This is a genomic window from Actinomycetospora sp., assembly GCF_036497585.1.
Lineage (GTDB): Bacteria > Actinomycetota > Actinomycetes > Mycobacteriales > Pseudonocardiaceae > Actinomycetospora.
Genome location: NZ_DASXJD010000033.1, coordinates 1 through 19958, shown reverse-complemented (window position 1 = coordinate 19958; position 19958 = coordinate 1). Strand labels below are relative to the sequence as shown.

Here is a 19958-nt window from a genome sequence, read left to right as displayed (position 1 = left end):
GGTCGCCCGTCAGGAGATCAAGGCCAGGTAGGTGCGCTCCGCGCTCCTACCCGCGGACGAACAACCCCCAGGCCCAGGCGCGACCGACGGCTTCCGCGCGATCGGTCGCGCCCAGCTTGCGGAAGAGCCGGGTGGCGTGCGTCTTGACGGTCTGGGCGGACAGGTAGAGCCGGCGCCCGATGTCGGCGTTGGTGAGCCCGCGGCCCACGCCGATGAGCACCTGCACCTCGCGGACCGACAGGCCCAGGGACCGCTGCACGGCGACGTCGACGCGGATCTGGCCCGGATGCGCGGAGTCCCCGGAGCCCGCGCCCGCCCCGCCGGATCCGCTCGACGTCAGGGGCAGCAGGTCCTCCCCGCGGGACGACTCGCCCGCCACCTGGACCAGCGTGCGGACCAGCGACCGCGGGGCCTCCCACCGCAGGAACCCGACCGCCCCGGCCGCGAGCGCCGCGGCGACCGAGTCGGCGTCCTCGGCCTCCCCGGCGAGCAGCACCGCCGTGGACGGGGCGGCCTCGCGGATGCGGCGGACCATCGCGGCCGCGTCGTCGGCGCGTGACATCCCGAGGACGACGAGGTCCGTCGGACCCTCCTCCGCCCGCGCGAGCAGGTCGTCGTCGTCGGCCGTCGTGACGATCTCGTCCACGTCGGCGTGGGCTCGCAGCAGGAGCTCCAGGCGGTGACGTGCCTGCTCCCGAGCGTCGTGCACCACGCAGGTGCGACCCATCGGTCTCTCCCCCACCCCGACCCGAGATCTCACGCCCGACCGCACAGGGTCTACCGCGTCACTCGACCGAGCGCACCGGCGGGGCCCCCTTCGACATCCCGGATCACGACATCGTTGTAATTCACCCTCGCGGGTCTCACTCACATGCGTCACGGGCGTTTCAGTTGACCACGGTCCGCACTGATCCTTTGCTGCTCCGCGGACGGCCCACACGAGCGCGGGCCCGGATCGGGAGCGGTGATGGAGAGTCGGTACGGCCCACGACGGCGTCGCCGGTGGTCGCGCGTGGGGGTGACGCTCGGTCTGGTCCTCGGCGCCGCGCTCGTCCCCGGCGGGACGGCGTGGGCCATCGCGGGCAGCGAGTCGTGGGCCGCGGAGCTCTCGGTCGCGGGTGGGGACGACGCGAACGTCGTCGCCCGTGACGGCGCGGTCCGGCTGGCGGACACGAGCCCGCGCACGACCTCGACGGGTCCGGCGCCGGCCGAGGGCGAGCTCCTGCTGCCGCCCCGGCGCGTCGCGGCGGTGACCGACCGGGTCGCCGCCGACGCGACGGCCGACCGCCCGGCGGGCTCCGACGTCGTCGTCGCGGTCCGCGGGCTGCGCAGCGACGGGTCGTGGAGCCAGTGGAGCCCCGCGACGTCGTCGGCACCCGCCCTGCTGCCGGAGGCGACGCTGCAGGTCCAGGTCCGGGTCACGCTCGTCGCCGGGCCGCGCGGCGCGTCCCCGGCGCTGCGCCGGCTCTGGCTGACCGCCGACCGGGCGCCGGCGGTGACCCCGCCGCCCACGACCGACGCCCTCACCGCCCGGGTGTTCGCCACGCGGGTCGGGCTGGTCGGCCACAGCACCGCCAACGGGCACCGCGTCGTCGCCGGCGACCGCTTCGTCGCGCTGCCCTCCCGGCGCGGGCTCGGGGTGGACGGCAACGGCGACTACACCGTGCAGGTCTGCACCGACGCCGGACGGTGCGCATGGGCGCCGGTGTGGGACGTCGGGCCGTGGAACACCCGCGACGACTACTGGTCGACCCCCGGCACCCGCGAGAACTTCGGCGACCTGCCGCGCGGCGTGCCCGAGGCGCAGGCCGCCGTCCTCGACGGCTACGCGGGCGGGCACGACGGCACCGGGCGCCGGGTCAGCAACCCGGCGGGCATCGACCTCGCGGACGGGACCTTCACCGCCGACCTCGGCCTGCGCGACAACTCCTGGGTCCAGGCCACCTACCTGTGGACCGGCACCGGCCGGTCCGGCACCGCCCGCGGCGACGCGCCGGTCACGGTGCGGGCCTCGGCCGCCGCCGACGCCCGCGACGTCGGGGTGGTGGCGCCGCACGCGCGGGTCCCCGTGCAGTGCGCGACGGCGTCCCCCGTCGTGGCGAGCGCCAGGACGGGCCCGCCGGGCTGGTTGCGCCTCGGCCCCGCCCGTTACGTCCCCGCCGATGCCCTGGAGGTCAGCGATGTCCCCGCGTGCTGAGCGTGCCGTCCCGGGGTGTCGCCGCTGCGCGGCGCTCACGGGCGGGGTGGCGGCGGCGCTGGCGGTGGGCCTGCTCCTCGGCGGCGCCCCCGGGGCGTCCGCCACGACCCCGACGGCGGGGGCCGCCTCGCCGACGCCCGTGCCGGCCACGAGCGCGACGTCGCTCGGCGAGTCCTGGGCCGCCGAGCTCGCCCTCGACGGCGGCGACGACGCGGGGCTCGTGCTCTCCGACGGCGGGGTCCGCCTCACCGCGGTCGGCGCACCGGGGCGACCCGCCGAGGGCGTGCTGACCCTCGCGCCGCGTCGGCTCGCCGCGCCGGCGTCCGGGCTCGCGGGCGTGCTCACCGGGGACCTCCCCGCCGGGACGGGCGTCGACGTGCAGGCCCGCGGCCTCGGGGCCCGTGGGGTGTGGGGCGACTGGCTCCCGGTGCGGTCCGACACCCCGGCCCGGTTCGCGACGCCGACCGTCGACGTCCAGGTCCGGCTGCTGCTGCACGGCTCGTCCGACGGCCGGTCCACCCCGGTCGTGCGGGAGGTGTGGCTGACGGCGCTGGATCCCGCGCGTCCGGCCCCGCCGGTGACGACGACGCCGACTCCGCCGACGCCGACGACCACCACGACGAGGCCCACGACCACGACGCCGAAGCCCACCCCGCCGAAGCCGACTCCGCCAGAGCCGCCCACGTCGCGGCCGGGCCCTCCCAAGCCGCCGACGACCACGACGACCGTTCCTCCGACGACGACCACGACCACCACCACCAGGGCGCCGCTCGTGGTGGTCCCGCCCGTCGTCGTACCGCCGGTGACGGTGCCGCACGTCCTGCCCGCCGTCGCCGCGGCGCGCGCCATAACCACGACGACCGTCGCACCGACGGCCACGACCACCCCGCCCACCACCACGACGGCACCGACGACCACCGCGCCCACCACCACCACGAGCCCGACAACCACCACCACACCGACGACCACCACGACCTCGGCCCCGGCGAAGACCCTCTGGGACGCCGCGATCGCCACGAGCGGCCTGCAGGGGTTCAAGGACACGCCGTACAACGTCACCGGCCGGTCGAGCGTGGAGGTGATCGACGGGCCGCCCCGCGCGATCCGCTTCACCGTCCCGTCCGGGTCGCAGCGCGCCGAGATCGAGCCGGACGTGCCGAAGCTCACCGAGGGCCAGACCCGCTTCTTCCGGCTCACCTACGTGCTGCCCGCGTCCTTCCCGAGTAACCCGCGGGGCTTCCAGCTCGCCACCCAGTGGAAGAATGACGGAGAGGGCTCGCCCCCTCTGGAGCTGCGGATCGAGAAGGGCCACTTCGTGCTCGGCGGCGGCTACGGCAGGCCCGGCGGGTCCCGGCTCTTCTCGACCGACGTCGCGCCGGTGATCACCGGGCGGCCGGTCGACCTCGTCGTCGGGATCCGCTTCTCCTCCGACCCGGCGAAGGGCAGCGTCGACGTCTGGGTCGACGGGCAGCAGAAGGTCGCGGGCCTCCGCCCACCGGGCGGGACGCTCTATCCCGGCCTGTCGAGCTACTGGAAGATCGGGCTCTACCGCGACACCTCGAACGCGGGCACGGCGACCGCCGACCTGACCTCCGCGACGATGGGCACGAGCTACGACGCGCTGGCCTGAGGGTTGGGCAGGACCACCAGGTCGCCCTCGACCAGCCCGTCGACCACCTCCACGCCCTCCGGGCCGCGCAGGCCGACGTACACGGGTCGGAGCCGGGTGCCGTCGGGCTCCCGCACGACGACGGTGCCGTCGTGCACGGCCGCGGGCGGCACGACGAGCACCCCGGCGTGCTGGGCGAGGACGACGGTGACCGCGACCGGCTGCCCGATCCGCGCCGTCGGAGGCAGCGCGGCGTCGACGACGAGGCCGTACCGCCCGTCGGGTTCCGGCGCCGGGGTCACGTCGGCGACCCGGCCTCCGACGTCCGGCGCGCCGTCCACGCTCACCAGGGCGTCCTGCCCGGGGAGGACGCCGGCGATGTCCCGCGGCCCGATCCCGGCCGCGACGACGAGCGAGGAGAGGTCCGCGAGGCGCACCGCGGCGGGCGAGGTGGCGGTGACCCGGTCACCGGGGTGCACGACGACGTCGGTGACGGTCCCGTCCTGCGGTGCCCGGAGCGCCGTCGCGTCGACGGCGTGGTCCGCCTCGGTGATCCCGACGCGGTCCTGGGCGATCGCGGCGTCCAGCCGGGCGAGGGCCACCGGGTCGGGGACCGGTAGCCGGGCCGCGGCGTCGCGGGCGCGCTGGTCGGCCGTCAGCGTCGCGGTGGCGGCGGCCGCGCGGGCCCGGGCGGTCCCGTCGTCGAGGGTGGCCAGGACGTCGCCGGCCCGCACCCGCGAGCCGACAGTCACCGCAACCGAGGCGACGGTGCCGTCGACGGTGAAGGCGGGGCTCGACGACGTCGCACTCACCACGGCACCGGAGGCACGGGTCTGCTCGGTCACCGTCCCACGCAGGACCGGCACCGTCGTGCCCGGTGCCGGGGCGGTGTCGCCCCCGAGCAGGAGCAGGGCGGCCGCGGCGGCGACGACCACCAGCGCGAGGACCCCGAGCACGGAGCGCCGGCGCCGGGACGGACGCCGTCGCGGGGGCGGGACCGCCGGCGCGACGACCGTGGTGGTCGCGACGGAGGGCACCCGCGCGACGGTAGTGACCGGCGTGTCCGTGACCCCGAAAGCGGCGATCCGTCGGCGTGTCACCCGGACGGGCGACCGCGCGGACCGGCGATGCCGCACATCGGCGACCTCCCCGATCGCACGGTCCACGCGGCCCCGTCCCCGCACCTGCGTGTGCGCCCCCGACCCTGCCCCGCATCTGCGGATCACGCCGACGACCTGCGGAGATGCGCCTCACGCGCCCCCGCGCACGCGGTTATCGTGGCAGTGATGACCATCCTCGACCTCGGCGTCCCGACCGTCCCCGCCCCCGGCGCGGATCGTGTCGACACCTCCGACCGTCCCCGCGACGGCCGGCTGGTCGACCGGTTCGGCCGCGTCGCCACCGACGTGCGGATCTCGCTCACCGACCGCTGCAACCTGCGCTGCACCTACTGCATGCCCGCCGAGGGCCTGGACTGGATGCCGACCGAGGAGGCCCTGACCGACGACGAGGTGGTCCGGCTGGTCCGGGTCGCCGTCGAGCTGCTCGGGGTCCGCGAGATCCGGTTCACCGGTGGCGAGCCCCTGCTGCGGCGGGGCCTCGAGGACATCGTCGCCGCGACGGCCGCGCTCCCCCAGCACCCCGAGACGTCGGTGACGACGAACGGGCTCGGCCTCGCCCGCCGCGCGCGCCGGCTCGCCGACGCCGGCCTCGGCCGGGTCAACGTCTCGCTGGACACGCTCCGCCCGGAGCGCTTCACGGAGATCACCCGCCGCGACCGGCTCGACGACGTCCTCGCCGGGCTGGCCGCGGCCAGGGATGCGGACCTCACCCCGATCAAGATCAACACCGTGCTGATGCCGGGGCTCAACGACGACGAGGCGCCCGACCTGCTGGCCTGGGCGCTCGCGGAGGGCTTCGAGCTGCGCATCATCGAGCAGATGCCGCTCGACGCCGGCCACACCTGGCAGCGCGACCGGATGATCACCGCTGAGCAGGTCCTGACGTCGCTCTCCGAGCGCTTCACGCTCACCCCCGATCCGGCCGAGCGCGGCGGTGCCCCCGCCGAGCGCTTCCTGGTGCCCGGGTACGAGCGTCTCGAGGGCGGGACGGCGCGGGTCGGGATCATCGCCTCGGTGACGCGACCGTTCTGCGGGGACTGCGACCGGACGCGGCTGACCGCGGACGGTCAGGTCCGGACCTGCCTGTTCGCCCGGACCGAGAACGACCTGCGCGGCCTGCTCCGTGGCGGCGGCACCGACGACGAGATCGCGGACGCCTGGCGGGTCGCGATGTGGGGCAAGAAGCCCGGCCACGGGATCGACGAGCCGGGGTTCCTGCAGCCCGACCGACCCATGAGCGCGATCGGAGGCTAGAACCGGTGACCAGCTCCCTGGAGACCCCCGCCCGCGGCGTCGGCGCGTCCGGCGCCGACGTCACCGCCACCGTGCGCTACTTCGCCGGGGCCAAGGCCGCGGCCGGCACCGGCGCCGAGATCGTGACGCTGCCCCGGGGCACCACCGTCGCCGACCTCGTCGCCGCGGTGGCCGCCGACCACGGCGAGGCCCTCACGCGCGTCCTGGCCGCGTCCAGCCTGCTGATCGACGGGCTGGCGGTGCACGAGCGCACTGCCGAGCTCCCCGACGGCGCGACCGTGGACGTGCTCCCGCCGTTCGCCGGCGGCTGAGCGCGCAACGCGTCGGTGCTCGGTGGGGTTCTGCCGGACATGACCGTCGCGCACGAGACCAGGATCGGGACGCTGTACCTCGAGGCGTCCGAGGTCGGGCTCACCCTGCTCGGCTTCTCGCCGCCCGTGGACCCGGCACCGCGTACCGAGGCCGGTGACCGGATCGTCGCCCGGGCCTGCGCCGAGGTGGACGCCTACCTCGAGGGCACGCTGCGGGAGTTCACCGTCCCGGTCGACCTCGCCGGGACCAGCGCCTCGCACCGCCGCATCCTCGAGGCCCTCGCCGGTGTCGGCTGGGGCGAGACGATCACCTACGGCGCGCTGGCGACCGCCGTCGGGCTGCCGCTCTCCGACTCCCGCCGGGTCGGTGGGGCGATGGCCCGCAACCCCGTCGCGATCGTCGTCCCGTGCCACCGGGTGATCGGCTCGGACGGCTCGCTCACCGGCTACGCGGGTGGACTGGAGCGCAAGCGCACCCTGCTCGACCTCGAGGCCGCCGACACGATGCTCTTCTAGCTGCCCCTCCTCCCGCTCCGCGGCCCCCGGGCCCCCTGGCGCCAGCAACGGCCCGTTCCTGGCGTCTGACGCCAGAACGGCGCCGCTCACCCGTCGGTCGGGGGTCAGCCCGGCATCGTGTTCACCGCATGGTCGAGCGCCGACCACAGGTACTGGGTCGCATAGGCGCGGTACGGGCGCCAGACCTCGGCGCGGGCGACGAGGTCGCGGTCGCGCTCGGGCAGGCCGAGGTCCCGGGCGGCGACCCGGATGCCGAGGTCGGCCGGCAGGAACGCGTCGGGGTCGCCGAGCGCCCGCATCGCGACCGAGTCCACCGTCCAGGGGCCGATCCCGCGTAGCGCTCCGAGGTCGTGGCGGGCCGTGACGAGGTCGGCGCGGAGGTCGACGGAGCCGTCGGCCAGGGCGGCCACCAGCCCGTGCAGGGTGCGCTTGCGACTGGCCGGCATACCCAGCTCCTCGTCGCGCAGCGCCGTGAGCTCGTGCGCCGAGGGGAACAAGTGCGTCAGCGACGATCCCGAGGGCGCCGGCAACGGCGTCCCGCGCGCCCGGACGAGCCGCGCAGCGTGGGTGCGGGCGGCCGCCGTCGAGACCTGCTGGCCGAGGACGGCGCGGACCGCGAACTCGTCGGGGTCGGGGTTGCCGGGAACGCGGCGCCCCGGGGAGCGCTCGACCAGCGGGCGCAGGACGTCATCGGCGCACAGCACGGCGTCGACGGCGTGAGGGTCGGCGTCGAGGTCGAGGATCCGGCGGGCGAGGCGGACGGCCTCGTCCTCGTCGGCCGGGTCACTCAGGTGCAGCGTCGCGACCACCGTCCTCCCGACCGGCGGGGGCAGCGCGACGATCCCGGGGCCGCCGGGGAGCGCGAGGGTGCGGCGGTAGGCGCCGTCGTGCCACTCCTCCACGCCGGGCACCGCCGTGGCCACGAGGTGCCCGTAGAGGTTGTCCGGGTTCAGTGGCGGCGTGAACGCCAGCTCGCGTGTCCGATGGATCCACGACGCGGGCCCCGGCACTCACCTAGCGTCCCACGACATGACCACGCCCTCGCCGCAGCCGGCCTTCGTCGGGATCGTCGTCGCCGACATGGCCGCGTCCGTCGCCTTCTACCGCGCGCTCGGGCTCGACGTCCCCGCGGGCGCCGAGACCGAGCCGCACGTCAACATCCCGTTCGGCCCGCTGGTCCTGGCCCTCGACACCGAGGACACCATCCGCTCGTTCGACCCGGACTTCACGCCGCCGAAGGACGCCGGCCGGGTGGCGATCGCCTTCGACTGCGGCACACCCGCAGACGTCGACGCGGTGTTCGCCGACCTCACCGGCGCCGGGTACCACGGCGAGCGCGCCCCGTTCGACGCGTTCTGGGGTCAGCGCTACGCGACGGTGCTCGACCCCGACGGCGTCGGGGTGGACCTGTTCGCCTGGCTTCCTCAGTAGCTCATGGACCGGCGCGGCTGGTGTCGGTGTGCCTGGTCGGGGTGGTGGTGCGCCGCGTCACCCCGCCCCGCCCACATCGTTCGAACCCACGTTCGAGTGACTAGCAGCACCCCCCGACAACGTCGGCCGAGCCGCGTGACTCACAGCAGGGTCGGCGCCCGCCCCGTGAGCGCCAGGCATTCCCGCGCGAGGTGGGGCTGGTCGACGTAGCCCGCGTCCGCGGCGACGTCCGCCCACGGCTTCCCCCGCCGGTGCAGCGCGAGCGCCCGCTGCAGGCGCAGCACCCGCGCGAGGTGCTGCGGGCCGTAGCCGAACCGGGCGTGGCAGCGCCGCTGCAGGGTGCGCGACGACAGCCCGATGCGGGCGGCGATCGTCGCCACCGGCGTCCCGACGGCGGCCGCGGCGAACGCCGCCGGCGCCCACGGGTCGTCGTCGTGCACCGTCGCGAGCCGTCGCACCACCCAGTCCCGCAACGCCGCGGGATCGGGACCCGGGGTCGGGACGGCCCGCCCGGCGACGTCCACGAGCGGCACCACCCGCCCGGTGAGCTCGTCGGCCGGGACGCCGAGCACCAGCGGGCCCAGCCCGTGGGAGAACCGCACCCCGACGTGGCGGCCCTGTGCGTCGTACTCGCGGGCGGTCACGTCCGGGCCCGCGACGACCGCCTCGCCGTCGGGACGCACGATCACGTCGAGGCAGCCGTCCGGGAGGATCAGCGACGGGCCGGACGCGTCGCGGGTCCACAGGTGCACCCCCGGGTCACCCATCACCCACCTCCAGGTCCGCGACGACGCCCGCGTGGTCCGAGGGCCACACGCCGTCGATCGGGCGGTCGCCGAACACGGCCGAGTCCGCGACCCGCACCGCCACCGTGCCACGACCGAGCCCGACGAGCAGGTGGTCGAGGCGGATGGGCGGCGAGCCGGTGGCCGCGACGTGCGGGTTGGCCGGGTTCCACGTGGGCGCCTCGGGGTGCGTCGCCCACCGACGGGTGTTGATGAGGAACAGCTCGGGCGCGGCGGGCACGGTCAGGAGCCCTTCGAGCCGGCGCATCTCGTCGGAGTCGGGCTCGGCGTTGAAGTCGCCGAGCACGATCGGGGGGAGGTCGGTGGGCGGCGCCGCGGCGACGTGCGCCGCGATCGCCCGCACCTGCTCGCACCGCGGTGCGGACGCGACCGGGGACGACGTCAGGTGGACCGTCACCACCCGGCACGAGCCGGCCGGGGTGGCCACGACGACGTCGAGGAGCATCCGTCCGGCGGTCTCCCAGGACGGCAGAGGCAGCGGCGCGACCGTCGGCTCGCCGATCGGGTCACGGGCGAGCACCGCGTTCGCGATGCCGTAGACCTCGGCGTCGGGAAGCTTCGAGGTCCACGACGACGGGTCGCGCGAGGGCCGGAGCGCGACGTTCGTCCCCAGCTCGGCAGCCGGCTCGTCCGCGAACGAGCCGTCCGCGTGCGACCACACCTCCTGCAGCGCGACGACGTCGGCGTCGAGCTCGCGCAGGGTGGCGAGGATCGCGGGACGGCGCCGCTCGGGGTCGCCGTGGCGCCACCACAGGTTCCACGTCGCCACCCGCAGCCGCGTACCGGTCACCCGGCTCTCCCCGCCACGACGTCACGGTAGGAGCGGTACGTCCCGGCCTGCGTCGTCACGGTCTCCGCGGCGAGCACGGCGTTCCCGACGGCGCGGGTCACGGCGTCCGCGCCCGCGGTCAGCAGCGCCTGGAGCCCGGCCAGGTCCGGGGCCGGCCGCGCCGTGGTGGACAGGCCGAAGAAGGTGTCGCCGTCGGTCATGCCGTGCGTCGGGCGGATCGCCCGGGAGAGCCCGCTGTGGGCGACGGCGGCGAGCTTGGAGCACTGCGCGACGGACAGGGTCGCGTCGGTCCAGACCGCACCGATGGTGGTGTTGAGCGTGGGCGGGGCGGCGGCGACGGCGAGCCGGGCGAGCAGCTCGGACCGGTCGTCGGGCAGCGTCGGCGGGAGGGCGTCGTCGGCGGTCAGGTGGCGGGCGGCCCACAGCTCCCCGGTGCGGGGGTCGACGGCCGACCCGGCGGCGTTGACGACGCACAGCGCGGTGACGGTGTCGCCGCCGGTGGTCACCTCCGACGCGGTCCCGACCCCGCCCTTGAGCCCGCCGACGACCGCGCCCGTGCCCGCGCCCACCACCCCCTGCGTCGACGGTCCCTCGCCGGCGGCCGCGAGCGCCGCCGCGCCGAGCGCGGCGTCGGGACGGGCCCGGAAGTCGCCGCCGCGACCGAGGTCGAAGATGACCGCGGCCGGGACGATGGGCACCACCCAGCCCGGCCGAGGCCCCACCGGGAACCCGATCCCCTGCTCCCCCAGCGCGTCCATGACCCCGGTCGCCGCGGCCAGGCCGTACGCGGAGCCCCCGGAGAGCACCACGGCGTGGACGCGGTCGACGAGCGTGCGCGGGTCCAGCGCGTCGGTCTCCCGCGTGCCCGGGCCGCCGCCGCGCACGTCGACGCCGGCCACCGCCCCGTCGGGAGCCGGCAGCACGACGGTCGTCCCGGTCAGCGCACCGTCGCCGATCCGCTGCGCGTGGCCGACGCGCATCAGATGACCCCGTCCGCGGCCAGCGCCTCGATCTCGTCCGTCGAGAGCCCCAGCTCGCCGTAGACGTCGTGGTTGTCCGCACCGGGTGCGATCCCGGCACGGCGCACGCTGCCCGGTGTCGCGGTGAAGGTGGGGACGACGCCGGGGCCGAGCACGTCCTCGTCGAACCGCTCGTCGTGGTGGGGCACGAGCATGCCGCGGGCGTTGAACTGCTCGTCGTGCACCACCTCGGCGATGGTGTTGATGGGGCCGACGATGACGCCGGCCTCGTCGAGCAGGCGCCGGACCTCCGCCGCCGGCCGCGCCGCGACCCAGTCGGCGACGATGCCGTCGATCTCGTCCTGGTTGCGCCCGCGCGCGACGTGGTCGACGAAGCGCGGGTCCTCCGCGAGGTCGGGGCGCTCCATCACCGCGCACAGCCGCCGGAACACCGTGTCCTGGTTGGCCGCGACGACCATCCAGAGCCCGTCGGCGGCCTGGTAGATGTTCGACGGCGCGATCCCGTCGAGCCGGGTGCCCGAGGGTCGGCGCACCCGGCCGAGCTTGTCGTACTCCGGGATGCAGGACTCCAGGACCGACAGGCACGCCTCGGTGATCGCGATGTCGACGACCTGCCCCGTCCCGGTCACCGAGCGCCGGTACAGCGCGGCGAGCACGCCCTGGACCGCGACCATCCCGGCGAGGGAGTCGCCGAGCGAGACCGCGGTCCGCGGCGGTGGCTGGTCGGGGTAGCCGTTGATGCCGCGCAGACCGCTCATCGCTTCCGCGACCGAGGCGTAGCCGGGCAGCGAGGCGTACGGCCCGGTCTGGCCATAGCCGGAGACGCGGCCGAGGATCAGGCCAGGGTTGACCGCGGCGAGCCGCTCGTAGCCGAGGTTCCAGCGCTCGAGGGTGCCGGGGCGGAAGTTCTCGACGACGACGTCGGTCTGCTCGATCAGGCGCATCAGCACCTCCTGGCCCCGCTCGCTGCGCAGGTCGAGAGTGATGCAGCGCTTGTTGCGGCCGAGGACGGTCCACATGAACCGGTGGCCGTGGTAATCGCCCTGGCCCCACTCGCGGACCGGGTCGGGGCGGCCGGGCGGTTCGATCTTGACGACGTCGGCGCCGTAGTCGCCGAGGATCCGGGCGGCGAAGGGGCCCGCGATGATCGTGCCCATCTCGAGCACCCGCAGGCCCGCGAGGGGACCGGCGACGGACTCGGCCCCGGGCGTCGTCGTCATGGTCGACATTCTGGCCCTGCCCGGCCGGGCCCGTGTCGAGCGAAGGGCACCTTCGGTCGATCTATCCGGCGAGGGGCGCCCACCGCCGGTTCAGGCCCGGACGAACGAAGGGCACCCCCGGTCGATCTACTCGACCGGAGGTGCCCTTCGCTCAGAACGGGTACCGGGACCGGATCAGCGGCGCACGAGCCGGATGATCAGGATGATCAGCGCCAGCACGCCGACCCCGGCCGCGACCGGGATGAGCCGCTTGGTGAGCGCGTCGCCGGAGGCCTCGAGCAGGTCGATCGCCTCGGCCTGCTGCCGCTTCGGGCGCTCCGGGGTGCTCGACCGCGGCGCCTCCGCCACCGGCTGGGGGCCGGCGCCCGAGGAGGGCGAGGCGCCGGGCTTGGCCGCCGTGGCGTTCTCCTTGCGGGCCTCCGCGACCGTCGACGCGACCGGGGCGGCCTCCGGGGCTCCCGACGCCGAGCCGACGGGCGTGGGCGCGGCCGGCTGCGGGACCGGGGTGGCCTCGCCCGAGACCTCGGCCCCCGACGTGGCCGCGGGCGCGGCACCGTTCGAGGTGCCCGAAGCACCCGACGGCGCCGCCTCGGCCGGGGCGGGCGCCTCGGCGAACTCGTCGGCCAGGCAGGAGGCGAACTGCCCCAGGATCTTGTCGCCGACGTCGGCCATCACGCCGCGACCGAACTGCGCGGGCTTGCCGGTCACCTGCATCTCGGTGAGCACGGTGACCTTCGTCTGCCCGCCGTCCTCGGCCATGGTCAGCGTCGCCTTCGCCGAGGCGGTGCCGTTGCCGCGGGAGTCGCGGCCCTGGGCGTCGACGACGACCTTGTGGGCGGTCTTGTCGCGCTCGACGAAGGTGCCCTTGCCCTTGTAGGTCATCGAGATCGGGCCGAGCTTGACCTTCACGGTGCCGGTGAAGTCATCACCGTCGGCCGAGGTCAGGGTGGCGCCCGGGAAGCAGGGGGTGACCTTCTCGGGGTCGTTGAGGGCATCGAAGACGGTGTCGATGTCCACGGGGACCGTGAACGTGTTCTCCAGTTGCATGACCAACCTCCATACGGCACGAGGGGCGACATGCGCGAGGCCCGTCACCGCCACGCCACTGGAGAGTGACGAGGCGGAGACGGGCCTCGCGGTCGACCCGGATGGGCGAGTGCGACGAGGGCTCAGCCGGCCGCGGCGAGCACGGCGCGGCCGGTGAGCACCCGCGCGAGGTGCTCGCGGTAGTCCGAGCCGGCGTCGGCGTCCGAGGTGGGGCTGGTGCCCTCGGCGGCGGCCTGCGCGGCAGCGCGGACCGTCTCCTCCGACATCGACTGCCCCACGAGCGCGGTCTCCACACCCCGCGCCCGGACGGGCGTGCCGGCCATGTTGGTCAGGCCGATGCGGGCGTCGGTGATCGTCCCGCCCTCCACCTTGACTGCGGCGGCCACGGCGACGATTGACCAGGCCTGCGCGACGCGGTTGAACTTCTCGTACCGCGCGCCCCACCCGGTGTACTTCGGGAACCGGATCGCGGTGAGGATCTCCCCGGGGCCGATGGCCGTCGTGAAGTAGTCCTCGAAGAACTCCGCGGCCGGAACCCGCCGCTCGCCGTTCTGCCCGACGACGACGAGCTCGGCGTCGAGCGCCAGCGTCGGCGCCGCCAGGTCGCCCGCGGGGTCGGCGTGGGCCAGCGCCCCGCCGAGGGTCCCGCGGTGGCGGACCTGGAAGTCGGCCACCGTCTTGGTGGCCTCCGGGATGAGCGCGACGTGCTGGTTGAGCAGATCGTCGCGGGTGACCTCGTGGTGGGTCGTCATCGACCCCACCACGATCTGGTCGCCCTCCTCCCGCACGCCCCGCAGGTCGGGGATGCCGCCGAGGTCGACCACGAGCGACGGGTCACCCATGCGCAGGCGCAGGACGGGGATGAAGCTCTGGCCGCCGGCCAGGAGCTTCGCGTCGTCACCGCCGTCGACCAGCGCCTGGACCGCCTCCTCGACCGAGGTCGGCCGGACGTAGTCGAACGATGCCGGGATCACAGGTGCCCTCCCTGGGTGTCGCCCTTCGAGATGTCGCTCGCCGTGGAGCCGAGGCCGGCGCCCGGCGAGGCGATGTCCGCCTCGTCGCCGCGACCGGCGGTGCCCTTGGCGGTGTTCAGCGCCGTCCAGACCCGGTAAGGGGTGGTCGGCATGTCGATGTCCTTCACGCCGTACTGGCGCAGCGCGTCCAGGACGGAGTTCACGACGGCGGGGGTGGAGGCGATCGTGCCCGCCTCGCCCACGCCCTTGGCGCCCAGCGGGTTGGTGGTCGACGGGGTGGTGGTGCGATCCGTCGTGAAGCTGGGCAGGTCCGCGGCGCTGGGCAGCGTGTAGTCGACGAAGGTGCCCGAGAGCAGCGTCCCGGACTCGTCGTAGGCCGCTTCCTCGAACAGCGCCTGGGCGATGCCCTGCGCCAGGCCACCGTGGACCTGGCCCTCGACGATCATCGGGTTGACGACCTCGCCGATGTCGTCGACGCACACGTAGCTGCGGATCGAGACCTCGCCGGTCTCCGTGTCCACCTCGGTGGCGCACAGGTGCGTGCCGTGGGGGTAGGAGAAGTCGGCGGGGTCGAAGGTCGCCTCCGCGTCGATGCTCGGTTCCTCGTTCTCGGGGTAGTCGTGGGCGGTGAACACGGCCATCGCGATGTCCTGCATCGTGATGCCCTTGTCGGTGCCCTTCACCGAGAACCGGCCGCGCGTGAACTCGAGGTCGCTCTCGGAGGCCTCGAGCAGGTGCGCCGCGAAGATCTTCGCGCGGTCGACCACCTTCTCGGCGGCCTTGTAGACCGAGATGCCCCCGACCACCAGGGACCGCGAGCCGTAGGTGTCGAGGCCGCGTGACGAGACCTGGGTGTCGCCGTGGAGGATCTCGACGTCGTCGAACGGCACGCCGAGCTGGTCGGCGACGATCTGGCTGAACGCCGTCTCGTGCCCCTGGCCGTGCGGGCTGACGCCGATGACGACCTCGACCTTGCCGCTGGGCAGCATGCGGATGTTGCTGTGCTCCCAGCCGCCCGCGCCGGCGCCGAGCTGGCCGAGCAGACGCGACGGCGCGATCCCGCACATCTCGGTGAAGGTCGAGATGCCGATGCCGAGCTGCTTGACGTCGCCCCGCTGGCGGCGCTCGGCCTGCTCGCGGCGGAGACCGTCGTAGTCGAAGAGCTCCTTGGCCTTCGCCGTCGCGGCCTCGTAGTTGCCGCTGTCGTAGGTGAGCCCCGCGACCGTGGTGAAGGGGAACTCCTCGTGCTTGATCCAGTTCTTCTCGCGCAGCTCGAGCGGCTCCATGCCCAGCTCGACCGCGAGCTCGTCCATGATCCGCTCGATGGCGAAGGTGGCCTCGGGCCGGCCGGCGCCGCGGTAGGCGTCGGTCCAGGTCTTCGTGGTGAAGACGTCCGTCACCGCGAATCGATAGGCCGGGAACTTGTAGATCGAGTTGTACATGAACGCGCCGAGGACCGGGACCGCGGGCGTGAAGACGCCCATCTTGGAGCCCATGTCCGCGAGCAGCTCGACGTCCAGGCCGGTCACCGTGCCGTCCCGCTTCGCGGTGATGGTGATGTCCTGGATCTGGTCCCGGCCGTGGTGGGCCGAGAGCAGCGACTCCGAGCGGGTCTCGGTCCACTTGACCGGCTTGCCGAGGTGGCGGGCCGCGAGGACGGTCAGCCACTCCTCGGGGATGACCTGCAGCTTGCCGCCGAAGCCACCGCCGACGTCGGGGGCGATGACGCGCACCTTGTGCTCGGGTATCCCGAGCAGCAGCGAGGTCATCGTCTTGACGATGTGCGGCACCTGGGTCGAGGACCACATGGTGAGCTGCTCGCCGTTCGGGTCCACGACCACGGAACGGGGCTCCATGAACGCCGGGATGAGCCGCTGCTGCCGGAAGCGACGGCGGACGACCACCTGGTCGTCGTCGGACTCCGCGTCCCGGACGGCCTGGCGGGTGTCACCGCCGGTGCCGGCAGCACCGGACTCGAGCTCGAAGTACGCCCATTTGTTGCTGCCCAGCTCGGGGTGCACCAGCGGGGCGCCGTCCTGCAGCGCCGCCTCCATGTCGAGCACGGGGTCGAGCGGGTCGTAGTCGACCTCGACCAGCTCGGCCGCGTCCTTGGCCGTCGCCGCCGAGCGCGCGATCACCAGCGCCACGGGCTCCCCGGCGAAGACGACCTTGTCGACCGCGATCGAGCGCATGCGCGGCGGGGCCTGCTCGGAGTTCACGGGGAAGGCGCACGGCAGCGAGCTCTGCTCGGCGTCGAGGTCCGCGCCGGTGTACACCGCGATGACCCCGGGCACGCCCTTCGCGGCCGAGGTGTCGATCGCCCCGATGTTCGCGTGCGCCAGCGGGCTGCGCACGATCGCCATGTGCAGCAGGCCGGTCAGCTGGATGTTGTCCGTCCAGCGGGTCCGGCCCGTGATCAGGCGCCGGTCCTCCTTGCGGCGACGGTCCCGCCCGAGCTCGCGCTCCGGGGTGGCGACCTTCGGGTCCTCGGTGGTGGTCATCTCAGGCACCTCCGCCTGCGACGGACGACGCGGGCTGGGAGGCGGGCGCCGCACCGGGCTTCATCTTCTGGGCCGCGTCCTGGACGGCGCGGACGATGTTCTGGTAGCCCGTGCAGCGGCAGAGGTTGCCCTCGATCCCCTCACGGACCTCCTGCTCGCTGGGGTCCGGGTTGTCGCCGAGGAGGTCGATCGACTGCATGATCATCCCCGGCGTGCAGTAGCCGCACTGCAGGGCGTGGTTGTCGTGGAACGCCTGCTGGACCGGGTGCAGCTGGCCGTCGCGCTCGAGGCCCTCGACGGTGAGCACCTCGCTGCCGTTGGCCTGCACGGCCAGCACGGAGCAGGACTTCACCGACAGGCCGTCGAGGTGCACGGTGCAGGCACCGCAGTTGCTGGTGTCGCAGCCGATCACCGTGCCGGTCTTGCCGAGACGTTCCCTCAGGTACTGCACGAGCAGCATGCGGGGCTCGACGTCGTCCTCGTAGACGAGGCCGTCGACGGTGGTCCGGATGCGTGCCATGGATTCACTCCTCACACGCCCAAGCCCGCTGACGCGGAACTGAAGAGGCGAGCACGTCGTCGTGGTGGTGGTGTCAGCCGTCGTCTCGGGCAGGTGTTCAGGCGTACGCCCGGCACGACGGGGCCGTCACGCCCGTCAGCGTGGTGCCGGCCACATCACACTCCGGAGATCGTCCGGGCGCAACGCCCCGCCGGGGGGTGTCGGCCGGGCCGTTCGTGCTGGTCAGGAGCGGTACCGAGTGGTGTTCCGGAGATGCGGCGCCACGCGGCGGATGGCACCGCAGATGCGTCACCCAGTGGTCGGTAACCGGACGGACACGCAGTGAGGTCGTGCGAAATGGGGCGGCCCGGACAGCGCAGGTCCCCTCCGTTCGGAGAGGCCGCCGTCACCCGGCCTTCACGCGTCGCTCATGGACCCAGCGCGGGTACATCGGGGCGAGCTCCGAGGCGTCGAGGAGGCGCTCGGCCCGCTCGCGCTCGTGGTGGTAGATCGTGGCGACCTCGGCGAGCGAGAGCCCGTGCGCGGGCCGGTCGAGGACCTCGATGCCATCCCCGGCGCTGACGTGCCCCCGGGTGACCACCCGCAGGTACGCCCCGGGCCGGACGGCGGCGACGAAGCGGCGCGGCATCGTCGGGTCGCCGGAGTAGAGGCCGAGCTTGAAGCACGGGATGCGGGGCTGGGCGACCTCGAACTCCGCGCTCCCGATCCGCCAGTGCTCCCCCACGACCGCCGCGCGCAGGTCGAGCCCCGCCGTGGTGAGGTTCTGCCCGAAGACCTGGGTCCCGACGTCGCGGCCGAGCTCCTCACGCCACCACGCGATGTCCTCCTCGGCGTAGCAGTACACCGCCTTGTGCGGGCCGCCGTGGTTGTCGGGGTCGGCCTGCCGGTCGCCGTCGAGGTGCTCGTCGAGGACCGCGACGGGACCCGTGACGGGGCGCTTGCCGTACGCGGTGAGGGTGCGCCTCCCCGGCGGCCCGTCGATCTCCACCGGCCGGTCGACGGCGACGGTGCGGACGACGGGTGTCTCAGCCATCGGGTCCCTTCCCGGAGAGATCCGGCCACAACGGCGCGGCCGTGCGGTGACGCCACGCGCCCCACCAGAGCCCGGCGCCGTAGGCGAGATCGTCGGCGCGGTGGGCGGCGACGTGCAGGACGAGGTCGGCGGCTCCGGTCCCGACGTCGCGGAAGCGCAGCCAGTCGGCGAGGCCCTCGGCGGCGGCGGCGAGCACCAGCGCCCGCCGCACGCGCCTGCTCACGATCGCACCGACGGCCGCGGCGGGCCACCAGTGGCGGGTGAGCGCGCCCGCCGCCTGCCACGCCGCCCCGCCGAGTCCCCAGGGCGCGAGGACGAGGGCGAGCGGGACCGGGCCGGTGGGTGCGCCGGCGACGGACCGTCGCTGACACCTGACGACAGGATCACCCCGTGCCGACACGGCCGGCCACGACACCCACGGCTCCCCCGGACGGCGCAGCCCCCGGGCCAGCCGCGCCGTCGCCACCACCGTCACCGCGCCCGCCGCCGCCACCGACCACCGCCGCTGGACGCCCAGCAACGTCATCGCCGCCGCCGTCCACGGGGCCAGCGCCACCGGCGGGACCCGTCGGGGGTGCTGCCGGGCCAGCGGCGCCGCGCCCGTCCCGTAGAACGCCTTGCGCCCGAGCCACGCCCGCACGCCCGCCCGGTGCTCGTGCGCCACCCGCGCCGCCGGTTCGTAGCGCAGCCGCCAGCCCGCCTCCGCGAGCCGCCACACGAGGTCGACGTCCTCGGCCACCGGCATGTCCTCGCGGAACCCGTCCCCGAACGCCGACCGCCGCACCACCAGCGCCGCGCTGGGCACATAGGCCACCCGCGAGCGCGCCGTCACCGGGGCCGGTCGCCCGCCGAGGTCCAGCGACGAGCGCCGCCGCTCGTACCGGGTCACGGTGTTCTCCGGGGCCTCGTCGCGCCACGCGGTGATCCGCGGGGCCACCGCGCCGACGGCGGGGTCGCCGAGGTGGCCGAGCAGGGTCGGCAGCCAGCCAGACTCCGGGACGACGTCGGAGTCGAGGAACGCCACCACCGGCGTCGTGCTGGCCCGCGCCCCGGTGTTGCGCGCCGCCGAGGCACCGCGCGAGGAGGGGTGGCGCACCACCCGCCCGCCGTGCGCCGCGGCGACCCGCTCGGTGGCCGTCGGGTCGGCCGACCCGTCGTCGACGACGACGATCCCGCCGAGCCCCGGCGCCGTGGCCTCGACGGCCGCGAGCAGGCGCGCGAGCTCGGCCGGCCGGTCCTTGACGGGGACGACGACGGTGACGTCGGCCGGGCCGGGGGCGTCGGGGGCGCGGGCGGGGTCGGGGTGGGCGACGCCGGCGTCGCCGAGCAGGCGCGCGAGCGCGGCGGTGGTGGGGTCGGCGACGACGAGCTCGGGGCCGGCCAGCCGCGACCGCGCCGCCGCCGAGAGCCGCAGCACCCGCGGGGGCGAGCCGCCGATCCACGTCGCGCCGCCGTCGACCCGCCACGTGCGGGGATCGGGTCGCACGGTCCAGCCGTCGGGGAGCCGGGGGGTGGGAGAGGCGGAGGTCATGGCGGGTCGCCAGCGTAGGTGCGCTCCGCGCTTGTGAGCACCAACTGACGCCAGGGCGACAGTTTCTGCTCACGAGCCGTCAGGCACCTAGTCGGCCGTGCTCGTCCACCCGCCAGT

Annotated in this window: 19 protein-coding genes; 6 read left to right on the top strand and 13 right to left on the bottom strand. The window is 74.9% G+C overall.

Annotation, left to right across the window (positions count from 1 at the left end):
* Positions 1–46: 46 nt before the first annotated feature.
* Entirely contained in the window at positions 47–727 is a 681-nt protein-coding gene (locus VGH76_RS03035; protein WP_331555135.1) for a response regulator transcription factor, read from the bottom strand.
* Positions 728–1018: 291 nt separating this feature from the next.
* Between VGH76_RS03035 and VGH76_RS03030 the strand changes: the two genes are divergently transcribed.
* On the top strand, positions 1019–2197 hold the full coding sequence (locus VGH76_RS03030; protein ID WP_331555134.1) for a hypothetical protein: 1179 nt from the start codon (positions 1019–1021) through the stop codon (positions 2195–2197).
* Positions 2181–3827, top strand: a complete 1647-nt coding sequence (locus VGH76_RS03025) for a heparin lyase I family protein (RefSeq protein ID WP_331555133.1) — start codon at positions 2181–2183, stop codon at positions 3825–3827. The genes VGH76_RS03030 and VGH76_RS03025 overlap by 17 nt, the downstream gene beginning before the upstream one ends.
* Here the strand turns inward: VGH76_RS03025 and VGH76_RS03020 are convergent.
* On the bottom strand, positions 3809–4843 hold the full coding sequence (locus VGH76_RS03020) for an efflux RND transporter periplasmic adaptor subunit (RefSeq protein ID WP_331555132.1): 1035 nt from the start codon (positions 4841–4843) through the stop codon (positions 3809–3811). The genes VGH76_RS03025 and VGH76_RS03020 overlap by 19 nt on opposite strands.
* Before the next feature lie 249 nt (positions 4844–5092).
* Between VGH76_RS03020 and moaA the strand changes: the two genes are divergently transcribed.
* From moaA to VGH76_RS03005, 3 genes are read left to right on the top strand one after another with little or no spacing between them, the layout of a single operon-like run.
* Positions 5093–6181 (top strand): GTP 3',8-cyclase MoaA, encoded by a 1089-nt coding sequence (gene moaA / locus VGH76_RS03015; RefSeq protein ID WP_331555131.1) that lies wholly within the window; start codon positions 5093–5095, stop codon positions 6179–6181.
* Between the two features lie 5 nt (positions 6182–6186).
* Positions 6187–6492 carry a MoaD/ThiS family protein gene (locus tag VGH76_RS03010; RefSeq protein WP_331555130.1) on the top strand — a complete coding sequence of 102 codons (306 nt, stop codon included), beginning with the start codon at positions 6187–6189 and terminating at the stop codon, positions 6490–6492.
* Between the two features lie 39 nt (positions 6493–6531).
* Entirely contained in the window at positions 6532–7008 is a 477-nt protein-coding gene (locus tag VGH76_RS03005; protein ID WP_331555129.1) for a methylated-DNA--[protein]-cysteine S-methyltransferase, read from the top strand.
* A 104-nt stretch (positions 7009–7112) separates the two neighbouring features.
* Here the strand turns inward: VGH76_RS03005 and VGH76_RS03000 are convergent, their stop codons facing one another.
* Positions 7113–8018: a DNA-3-methyladenine glycosylase family protein gene (locus VGH76_RS03000; protein WP_331555128.1), complete on the bottom strand. Its 906-nt coding sequence runs from the start codon at positions 8016–8018 to the stop codon at positions 7113–7115.
* 19 nt (positions 8019–8037) lie between these two features.
* Here VGH76_RS03000 and VGH76_RS02995 point away from each other — a divergent pair, with 19 nt between their 5' ends.
* Positions 8038–8439 (top strand): VOC family protein, encoded by a 402-nt coding sequence (locus VGH76_RS02995; RefSeq protein ID WP_331555127.1) that lies wholly within the window; start codon positions 8038–8040, stop codon positions 8437–8439.
* Positions 8440–8579: 140 nt separating this feature from the next.
* Here the strand turns inward: VGH76_RS02995 and VGH76_RS02990 are convergent, their stop codons facing one another.
* From VGH76_RS02990 to mftF, 10 genes are all read right to left on the bottom strand, one after another.
* Complete coding sequence (locus VGH76_RS02990; protein WP_331555126.1) at positions 8580–9206, bottom strand: helix-turn-helix domain-containing protein; 627 nt, start codon at positions 9204–9206, stop codon at positions 8580–8582.
* A complete protein-coding gene (locus VGH76_RS02985) occupies positions 9199–10035 on the bottom strand; it encodes an endonuclease/exonuclease/phosphatase family protein (RefSeq protein WP_331555125.1) in 837 nt (278 codons plus the stop codon). Before VGH76_RS02985 ends, VGH76_RS02990 begins: the two co-directional genes overlap by 8 nt.
* On the bottom strand, positions 10032–11015 hold the full coding sequence (locus VGH76_RS02980) for a P1 family peptidase (protein WP_331555124.1): 984 nt from the start codon (positions 11013–11015) through the stop codon (positions 10032–10034). The genes VGH76_RS02985 and VGH76_RS02980 overlap by 4 nt, the downstream gene beginning before the upstream one ends.
* Positions 11015–12235 carry a CaiB/BaiF CoA-transferase family protein gene (locus VGH76_RS02975; protein ID WP_331555123.1) on the bottom strand — a complete coding sequence of 407 codons (1221 nt, stop codon included), beginning with the start codon at positions 12233–12235 and terminating at the stop codon, positions 11015–11017. Before VGH76_RS02975 ends, VGH76_RS02980 begins: the two co-directional genes overlap by 1 nt.
* Before the next feature lie 174 nt (positions 12236–12409).
* On the bottom strand, positions 12410–13282 hold the full coding sequence (locus VGH76_RS02970; RefSeq protein WP_331555122.1) for an SRPBCC family protein: 873 nt from the start codon (positions 13280–13282) through the stop codon (positions 12410–12412).
* Positions 13283–13404: 122 nt separating this feature from the next.
* Positions 13405–14256, bottom strand: a complete 852-nt coding sequence (locus VGH76_RS02965) for a xanthine dehydrogenase family protein subunit M (RefSeq protein WP_331555121.1) — start codon at positions 14254–14256, stop codon at positions 13405–13407.
* Entirely contained in the window at positions 14253–16757 is a 2505-nt protein-coding gene (locus VGH76_RS02960; protein WP_331555120.1) for a xanthine dehydrogenase family protein molybdopterin-binding subunit, read from the bottom strand. Before VGH76_RS02960 ends, VGH76_RS02965 begins: the two co-directional genes overlap by 4 nt.
* Before the next feature lies 1 nt (position 16758).
* On the bottom strand, positions 16759–17277 hold the full coding sequence (locus VGH76_RS02955; protein ID WP_331555118.1) for a (2Fe-2S)-binding protein: 519 nt from the start codon (positions 17275–17277) through the stop codon (positions 16759–16761).
* A 385-nt stretch (positions 17278–17662) separates the two neighbouring features.
* Positions 17663–18310: an MOSC domain-containing protein gene (locus tag VGH76_RS02950; RefSeq protein ID WP_331555117.1), complete on the bottom strand. Its 648-nt coding sequence runs from the start codon at positions 18308–18310 to the stop codon at positions 17663–17665.
* Positions 18303–19841 (bottom strand): mycofactocin biosynthesis glycosyltransferase MftF, encoded by a 1539-nt coding sequence (mftF, locus tag VGH76_RS02945; RefSeq protein ID WP_331555116.1) that lies wholly within the window; start codon positions 19839–19841, stop codon positions 18303–18305. Before mftF ends, VGH76_RS02950 begins: the two co-directional genes overlap by 8 nt.
* Positions 19842–19958 lie beyond the last annotated feature (117 nt).